The organism is Solitalea koreensis (assembly GCF_900182575.1).
Classification (GTDB): Bacteria; Bacteroidota; Bacteroidia; order Sphingobacteriales; family Sphingobacteriaceae; genus Solitalea; species Solitalea koreensis.
On record NZ_FXSZ01000002.1, the window covers coordinates 562,839 to 571,883 of the forward strand.

The following is a 9,045-nucleotide window of genomic DNA, read 5'->3' on the forward strand; positions in this document are numbered from 1 at the left end:
TATAAAAAATATCACATCTTTAACCCGTCTACTTTACCTCCTTTCTACCAAACCTAATTACCAATGACAAAAAGCATTCTTGATAAATTCAAGCAACGTAATGTACTTATTCCTCTAATCATTATTATTCTCTCCTCATCCTCGTTGATTTTTATCAATTACTTTACCATTAAAATTTTATCAGCAGCCAGAGCATATGTTAATGGGGAATCTCATTATTCAAAAGGACAAAAAGATGCCTCCCGCTACCTAATCACCTATATGTATACTGGGGATGAAAATCAATGGAATCGCTTTAACGAGGAATTAAATGTACCTAAAGCAGATGGAATGGCCCGATTGGCGCTCATTTCTAATGGAAATACAGATACTATAAAAAGTGGATTAAGAACCGGCAGAAATGCGGAAAGTGACTTGAATGACATGATTTGGCTATTTAAAAACTTTCATTCGGTTTCATTTTTAGCAGATGCTATAAATCAATGGGAAAAAGGTGATCATTTAATTAATAAACTCTCACTGATTGCCCTAAAGGCTCATCAAAAAATATCAGTTCAAAACTTTACAATAAATGAAAGAGCGTTGGTCTTACGAGAAATTAATCGGATTACCGATGAACTAACCATTCTGGAACAAAATTTTTCTGATGCACTCGGAAAAGGAACCAGAGCAATTAAAGAGTATCTTCTTTTTACAAATATCTTTTTAATACTACTAATTATAGGGAGCGTTGGTTTTTATTATTCAATTATGATTAATCGACTAATGCAATCAAAACAAGAAATCGAGGAGAACAACAAAAACCTTTTAATTGTCAATCAGGAGCTTGACAGGTTTGTGTACAGTGCATCCCATGATTTAAGATCACCCATTACTTCATTAAAAGGATTAATTAAAGTGGTAAAGCTCGAGGATAATCTTGATAAGATCAGAAATTATTTAAACCTGATGACACAAAGCCTTAATAAACAAGATCAATTCATTAGCGATATTATCGATTATTCAAGAAACAAACGAAAAGAAATCAATATTGAACAGGTTAAGCTAAGCGAGATTATTGATGAATCCATTGCTCAACATCAATATCTGAATGGTGCTGATGAAATTACGATTAAAAAAGACTTTCAGGTTGACGAAATATATACCGACACGGTACGCTTTAAAATTATTTTAAATAATTTATTATCAAACGCCATTAAATATTCGGATCAAACCAAAGAAAAAAAACACATTCACATTAAAACCTATAATTGGGGTGATTCTCATAAAATAGAAATTGCCGATAACGGACTTGGCATAAAAAAAGAATATCAAACCAGCATTTTCGAAATGTTTTTTGTGACTAATAACGACAAAAACGGTTCCGGGCTCGGACTTTATATCGCTAAAGAGGCTGTTGAAAATCTTAAAGGAGAAATAACGGTAGAATCTGAGAAAAACATTGGAAGTACATTTACAATAACGTTACCTCACAATTATCAATATACCGGTAATTGATCAGATTGTTATCCGATCAATTACCGTATACAAATTATAAATTCATTTGTACCGCTGCATCACCTACCTCAGTTACCGGCATTTTACAAGTACGATTAACACAAACGTATATTTTAGTGTGTGAAGTAAATTTACTCTCCAACAACGGAAGTGTTCCTGTTTTTCCGCCAAGCACTACTTTATTAGGGGTGTAATAATTATCCAATTCCTGCCTTTTTTCAATCGCTGCTTTTCCTGTAATAGCAACTTCATATGGAGCGAACACCTGATCAAGCATTAATAATGCCCAGTTTGAGTAACCCGAAGCATAGCCTTTGATAAGGTCCTTCACATTATTAAGCATTTGTAAGGAAATTTCAGTATAGCTCTGCTCATAAAACAGCATTCCTAATTTGAAAAGATTGCGCGCCATTGTTGAATTGGAAGCAGGAATTACATTATCCATGATTTCCGTTTTGCGCGTTATTAATTGCTCATCCAAATTTGAAGTGTAAAAGAACATTTTACTTTTCTTATCATAAAAATGCCCGATGCAATATTCGGTCAATGCGCGTGCTTCCTTTAACCATTTTTCATCAAACGTAGCCTGATAAAGTTCAATAAAAGCTTCAATCACAAAAACATAATCATCCAAAAAACCACTTATGGTCGCTTTGCCGTTTTTATAATTTCTAAACAGTTTATTGTCCTTGGTTTTAATCTTCGAAATAATGAAATCAGCATTGTTAAGTGCTGCATCCAGGTATTCCTGATTATTAAATACCCTATATGCATCAACATAAGCTTTTAACATCATTCCATTCCAGGAAGTAAGAATTTTATCATCCAATCCCGGTCGGATACGGTATTCTCGCACCTTCATCAGTTTCAGTTTACAACGCTCAATGGTCTCGACGAGTGTTTCTTCAGTAATACCCAGCTTAAAGGCTAACTCCTCATCTTCAACTTTTCGATGCAGGATATTCCATTCTTCCCAATTGCCCTGTTCAGTGCAATTATAATACATACTGAACAATTCCTCATCTTCTCCTAAAATCCCTTTTAATTCATCTTTCGTCCAGCAATAAAACTTACCTTCTACGCCCTCACTGTCCGCATCCAATGCCGAATAAAAACCGCCCTCGATAGAAGTCATTTCACGTTTGGTATATTCCAAAGTCTCCTCCACTATTTTTTTATACAAAGGAGAATGGCACCATTGAAAAGCTTCGGCATATAAACTCACCAATTGCGAATTATCATACAGCATCTTTTCAAAATGAGGAACCAACCAATTGGCATCCACTGAATAGCGGGCAAAACCACCGCCCAGTTGATCATAAATTCCTCCAAATGCCATTTTATCAAGTGTTAACCGCGTGATTACCATGGCTGCATCATCTTTCATATGATGTGCGTAACGCATAAGAAACAAGAAATTGTTAGGAAGCGGGAATTTAGGAGCACGATTATGCCCCCCTTCATTAAAATCCCAAAGACGCTGCCAAGGCGCTACAATTGCTTTTAAATCTTCTTTGGTATAGCTGGCAGGTTGCGTATTTAATACCGTTAAATCCGACTGACGTATACCTTCATGCAGTCGTTTTGCATACTCTTCAGCTTCATCAGGTTTATTTTTATAGTAATCAGCCAGATTGACAAGCAGATTCATCCAATCCGATTTGCGAAAATAAGTACCTCCGTAAATAGGGCGCTGATCAGGCAAGGCGAAACAATTCAATGGCCAACCGCCGCTGCCTGTCATCAATTGAACCGCATTCATATAAATTTGATCAATATCAGGACGTTCTTCACGATCAACTTTAATGCAAACAAACAGTTCGTTCATCAATTTGGCTACCTCTTCACTTTCAAAGCTTTCACGCTCCATAACATGACACCAATGACAGGCAGAATATCCGATACTTACCAAAATAAGTTTATTTTCAGCTTTAGCTTTTGTTAGCGCTTCTTCTCCCCAAGGATACCAATTAACAGGATTATGGGCGTGTTGCAGTAAATAGGGCGAACTTTCGTTAGCGAGGGCGTTAATGTGTTTGTGCATGAACAAAGGTAATAGATGGAACGTAAGAATTGTGGATTAAGATTTCATTCTATGGATTGGGAATTAATAAATAGAGTTTGTCTCCAAAACTTTAAACAGCCTCTTTTCACTTTCTTAAAATATACAGCAACTCCTTGCTAAATAAACGGACAATAAAATAAGGAATAACAATATTATCAATCCTTAATTTATTTACTATGTCAATTCCTAAGAAAAAAATTATCTGCTTATAAAATACAATATTAAAGGGAATCCGAACATTGCTGACCCAACAGTTAATAATAGCATGATGTTTACTTCCCAATCAAAACCCAAGCTTCTTATAACCGGCTCAGGGATCTTATTTTTTGCAATTCTTGCTATAAGAATAGAGCCTACAACGGAAATTCCTTCTGCTATGGCGGCTGAATTAAATTTATTATTATTTATTGCAAAGAAAATGTAATAAATAATAACACCAACTAATGGAAAGGAAGCAGCAATTTTATAATATTTTGCTATTAATTCCTTGGCATCAGATTGTACCTTTTCTATATTAATTAAATCGTCCTTAGCTTCTAAAAAATTTAATTTAAAAGCCCTTTCAAAATCTTTTTTTGCAGCTCTAATTTCTCCATATTGTTTATATAAATCACCTCTGCACCAATAAATCCATCCATTATTTGAATCAATCTTAATGGCTTTTTCTATTTCCTCTAAAGCACCGAATAAATCACCATTATTTAATTTCTTTGCAGCCCAATCCATATAATTATCGACATCAGGAGAATTATTAGTTTTAGCTTGCTTAACTGAAGATTTTGCGGTATCAGATTGTTCTGAATTTGTAGAACATTTCTCTTCATTATTTGAAATATACCCATGAAATAAATCATGTATTTTTCTCTCTTCAGCATCAATTAACACATCATAAGCTTCTTTAATTTCTACAAACTTGGCTCTAAAAAAGTCATCGCCATTATGTTTGTCAGGATGAAATGCCTTGGCGTGATTCTTATAAGCTTTTTTAATTTCTTCCATTGTACAATTAGATTCAAGACTTAATGTTTGGTAATAATTCCTCATATTTTATTCTTTTATAATAATTGCTAAAATGCCACCTGCTTTCTCAAAATCTTTATAAGTTTTATATTTATTCAATTCTCCCAAATCAATTTGGCCAAATGGGAAAACTACCTCGGAAGAATTTCCATATTTATCCTTTTCTATTGTATGTCGATATATTGGGAATTGGCCATTTTTATCTTTAAGATTACTCCAAACATCTTTATTCACTTCTCTAATATTTGTATTAACCTCATTAATTCCAGTCATACCAACTGTATAATAAACATTATAAATATGTAATGCATTATTTTTAAATTCTACATGAGGTTTTTTAGAATTTATAGAAAAAGAAAAGTTAATATCAGAAAAACTACCGGACGGAAAACTTTTAATAATAAAGACCACAATTATTATTGCGAGAATAGCAGCCAGGTACTTATAAAGTGCTTGTTTTTTCCTTCTATTTACTTCTTCCATATTTGCATTTGGAGTTAATTTTTTAATTTTCCCTTCATTAACATAAAGACCGCAATCGCAATAAGGGCATTTTATTTTGCCTTCGCCATGAGCAGGAATTCGCAATTTTTTTAAGCAATTCCAACAAACTATAAGTGTTTTCAATATAATTGATGTTTGTTTTAATCCTGAAAATGATACCAAATCATAGCAATACTTCCTCCCAAAATCAATGGCCACATATTAGATAAATTGGCATATAAAAAATCGATTGTTGTGTTCGAGCTAGTCCAGATATAACCTAAAAAATATGCAAATCCATGTACTGTAACCCAACCTATAATAAAGAAAATTGGATACCCCAAAAAATCTGAAATTGGATTTTGATGAACTACAGTATTTTGTTGTGTGGAATTATTGGATGCTTGATGAGTGTTGCTTGCTTGCTTTGCATCCTCTTGATTCTTATTATTACTAGTTGAAGTACCTTTATTCTGATAAATATTTTCGGTATGATTTTCAGATCTATTAAACTGTGTATATTTTTCACGATTAGTGGAGTTTGATAAAAACTCATATGCCTCTAAAATCTCTTTAAATCGTTCTTCAAAAAACTTATCCCCATTATGTTTATCCGGATGAAACTTCGTTGCATAAAATCTATATGCTTTTTTTATCTCTTCGTTTGTAGCTTCGGGGCTTAATCCTAAAATTTGGTAGTAGTTTTTCATAGTATTTTTATTATCAGACGTTTTTTTCCTCAGACGTTAAAAAATGTGGAAATTATTTCCATTAAGACGCCTAATGTAATGTAAGAACCGATGCCATATGCACTCCAGAGTAATATTTCTTTTGATTTTCTTTTATAGCCTTCTTTGCTTAGACTGAAGGCAAACAATAGATAAATCAATATTGCAGGAAAAATAAAAACAACAGCTCTCCAGTGGGGCTCCAAGCGCTCATTTGATTTTTTAAGTATTGAATCAACATGATTTGTAAGTCTGATTTCTTCCAGGTCGATATTTGGCAGTTGTATATTTCTCACTTCAATTTCATTTTCGGCAGCTTGTACAGCTTCTAATTGATAGTCAAAACGAAGGTCAGTTACAATTTTAAGTAGCTCTTCGTCTGTACGTTTTTGCATGATCTTAGAGAAGTCATTTGTCATAGATAATATGTTTTAGGTTGCAACTAACTAACGATATTTCTACGTCGTTTTTGCCGCAAACTCTAAATTAGAAGCAAATTAATTAAAGTCAAATCCTTTACATTAATTTAAATTCAAATAGATGAATTACAACGAAATAAAAATTATTGCCTCTAATGAAATTTTATTGTAAGGTAGGTGTATTTTCTTCTTTTAAGAATTTACCGCTTTTACCTTCTTAATCTTAATCAAATAACCCGAATTGACCCCTATGAAAAAGACACGCATCTTGCGGTACTAAAATCAGGCATTCAGATTCCAGTTAGTAAATCCGGTTATTTAAAATTGAAAGACTCATTAGGAATATAGTGAATAGCCCTGAATCAGATCAGGAATAAAATGATCCCATAAAAAAATGCCGGGTTTTATGCCCGGCATTCATATAAGAAAAACTAAACTAAAAACTTTCAAATTATAAATGATTTTCAACAGGACTATATGACATGTTGAAAGCATCAGCAACTGATTTGTAAACAATTTGACCGTTAATAACGTTCAAACCTTTACGTAATTCTTCGTCTTCACGACAAGCATCTCCCCAACCTTTATTAGCTAATTTCACTACGTAAGGTAAAGTAGCATTCGTTAAAGCAAGTGTTGAAGTGTAAGGAACTGCACCTGGCATGTTAGCCACACAGTAATGAATTACGCCATCAATAACGAATGTTGGATTTTCGTGAGTGGTTGGTTTACAAGTTTCAATACAACCACCTTGATCAACAGCAACGTCAACCAAAACAGCGCCAGGTTTTAAATCTTTCAACATTTCACGAGTGATCAAGGCTGGAGCTTTTGCGCCTGGGATCAATACAGCACCGATAATTAAATCAGCGTTTTTTGCTGCTTCGCGAATATTGTATGTAGTCGACATAACGGTTTTAACGTTAGCCGGTAAAATATCTGACAAATAACGTAAGCGTGGTAAGCTGATATCCATGATAGTTACATCGGCACCTAAACCAGCCGCCATTTTAGCCGCTTCAGTACCAACAATACCACCACCAAGAACCAATACTTTAGCCGGATTAACACCCGCAACACCACCTAATAAAATTCCGCGTCCACCCAGAGGTTTCTCTAAATAGTTAGCACCTTTTTGAATCGCCATACGTCCTGCTACTTCACTCATTGGAACTAACAATGGTAATGAACGATCTTTCTTCTCAACGGTTTCGTATGCTAAACAAATGGCTTTGCTAGCAACCATTGCCTCGGTTAATGGCTTGTGAGAAGCAAAGTGGAAATATGTAAATAACAATTGATTAGGTTTAACCAATTTGTATTCTGATTCGATAGGTTCTTTAACCTTTACAATCATTTCAGCAATGTTATATACTTCTTCAATAGTAGGAAGAATAGTACCACCGGCACTTGTATATTCAGCATCAGTGAAACCGCTACCTTCACCAGCAGTTGCCTGCACGTAAACGGTATGACCATGTTTAACCAACTCAGCAACTCCACCAGGAGTTAAAGCTACACGGTTTTCATTGTTTTTAATTTCTTTTGGTAAGCCGACGATCATTTTTTGATAAGATTTATTGGCCGTAAAGTTGATTAATTTTTATCGTCAAACTCAAATAAAAAAAAACAAAACACTATCATTTTGAATGACTTAACACACTTAAAATGTTATTCTGAAAATAGGTCTTAATAGGAAATTTATATTGGCTAAACATAAAATGAACAGTTCTGTCAAATGAAGTATTTTTGGTAAAAAGGGCAACATGGGTTTACCTTAATATAGAATTGACATTAATTTTCAAATTCTAAACAAAGATCTTTCAAATCTTCCAAATCACCATTGAATACATTAAAGTCGACCTTGGTGCGTATACCGTTAACTTTACCTACATCAGAATGTTGCCAAAAATTCCACTTAGCATCTTCAATCTTAAGCTGAGGCTGGTAATAGTGGGCAACCCATAATGGATAATCATCAAAATAACCTTTGAGGTAATCAATATAGAATTTATAGCCTGTATAAATTACCGGTTTCTCTCCCACCCTTTTTTCAACTACATCTAGCCATTCTTTCAAATTTTCACGCAGCGCATCAGGGCTTAATCTTCCTGTTTCTTCAATATCAATCACCGGAGGCAGATCACCTGATTTAAGGTCGACCGTTTGGAGAAAAAACAAAGCCTGTTGCCTACCCGATTTTCGTGGTTTAAAATAATGGTACGCACCGCGAATTACATTTTGAGCTTTCGACTCATGCCAGTTCCGCTTGAATGTACGATCGACCGTAAACAAACCCTCTGTAGCTTTAAGATATGCGAAATCAATCTGTATATCACCAGATTTCATATGCTTAACTTTACTCCAATCAATTTTTTCTTGATAATAGGATACATCAATACCATGCACTTCATAACGTGTAGGTATTTTTATCCCAAATGATTTTACAGTTTTATAATTATAGGAAGTAATTTCTTCGTTTACCCATTCAATTAAAGCTCCTACATTTTTAAATACAGAACCATAACAAAAAGGGAGCGTAATAAGAAGGGTTAAACCTATAAGTTTCAACCAAAAAAACCGGACGGGTATTCCTTGTGTGCGTTTTACTTTTTTTTGTGTGGTAGTGCTAGTTTTTTTACGGGCCATAGGAAGCTGCAAAGATAGAAGCAATAAGTGATCTTGGAAATAAGCTTTTCGCTTTCTTTCTATATCATTAGCTTTCTTCTTAAAGGAAATGTAATCTTCCCCTAACTAGCTACATCCAAAACTAAATAATTCCCGTTGTATTTATTGTTATTATCCTGTTGTAATGTGGGAAACTGGCCGATGC

Annotated in this window: 9 protein-coding genes; 2 read left to right on the top strand and 7 right to left on the bottom strand. The window is 34.1% G+C overall.

The window, feature by feature from the left end; genetic code table 11:
• Nucleotides 1-63: 63 nt before the first annotated feature.
• Nucleotides 64-1,497, top strand: coding sequence for a sensor histidine kinase (locus FN756_RS05475; protein ID WP_142602147.1), 1,434 nt, complete (start codon nt 64-66; stop codon nt 1,495-1,497).
• Between the two features lie 34 nt (nt 1,498-1,531).
• Here FN756_RS05475 and FN756_RS05480 read toward each other — a convergent pair whose 3' ends face one another.
• The 5 genes from FN756_RS05480 to FN756_RS05500 form a co-directional block, all read right to left on the bottom strand.
• A complete protein-coding gene (locus tag FN756_RS05480; protein ID WP_142602149.1) occupies nt 1,532-3,541 on the bottom strand; it encodes a thioredoxin domain-containing protein in 2,010 nt (669 codons plus the stop codon).
• Between the two features lie 219 nt (nt 3,542-3,760).
• Nucleotides 3,761-4,606 carry a J domain-containing protein gene (locus FN756_RS05485; RefSeq protein ID WP_142602151.1) on the bottom strand — a complete coding sequence of 282 codons (846 nt, stop codon included), beginning with the start codon at nt 4,604-4,606 and terminating at the stop codon, nt 3,761-3,763.
• 3 nt (nt 4,607-4,609) lie between these two features.
• On the bottom strand, nt 4,610-5,209 hold the full coding sequence (locus FN756_RS05490) for a hypothetical protein (protein WP_142602153.1): 600 nt from the start codon (nt 5,207-5,209) through the stop codon (nt 4,610-4,612).
• 17 nt (nt 5,210-5,226) lie between these two features.
• Nucleotides 5,227-5,775, bottom strand: a complete 549-nt coding sequence (locus FN756_RS05495; RefSeq protein ID WP_142602155.1) for a J domain-containing protein — start codon at nt 5,773-5,775, stop codon at nt 5,227-5,229.
• A gap of 29 nt (nt 5,776-5,804) precedes the next feature.
• Nucleotides 5,805-6,212: a hypothetical protein gene (locus FN756_RS05500; protein ID WP_142602157.1), complete on the bottom strand. Its 408-nt coding sequence runs from the start codon at nt 6,210-6,212 to the stop codon at nt 5,805-5,807.
• 177 nt (nt 6,213-6,389) lie between these two features.
• On the opposite strand from FN756_RS05500, the gene FN756_RS05505 reads away from it, so the two are divergent.
• The gene (locus FN756_RS05505; RefSeq protein WP_142602158.1) at nt 6,390-6,560 is read left to right on the top strand and encodes a LytTR family transcriptional regulator DNA-binding domain-containing protein; all 171 of its coding nucleotides are present in this window, start codon (nt 6,390-6,392) and stop codon (nt 6,558-6,560) included.
• Between the two features lie 103 nt (nt 6,561-6,663).
• Here FN756_RS05505 and ald read toward each other — a convergent pair whose 3' ends face one another.
• Both ald and FN756_RS05515 read right to left on the bottom strand, forming a co-directional pair.
• Nucleotides 6,664-7,776 carry an alanine dehydrogenase gene (gene ald, locus FN756_RS05510; RefSeq protein ID WP_142602160.1) on the bottom strand — a complete coding sequence of 371 codons (1,113 nt, stop codon included), beginning with the start codon at nt 7,774-7,776 and terminating at the stop codon, nt 6,664-6,666.
• A 230-nt stretch (nt 7,777-8,006) separates the two neighbouring features.
• The gene (locus FN756_RS05515) at nt 8,007-8,861 is read right to left on the bottom strand and encodes a glycoside hydrolase family 25 protein (RefSeq protein ID WP_142602162.1); all 855 of its coding nucleotides are present in this window, start codon (nt 8,859-8,861) and stop codon (nt 8,007-8,009) included.
• Nucleotides 8,862-9,045: the final 184 nt, after the last annotated feature.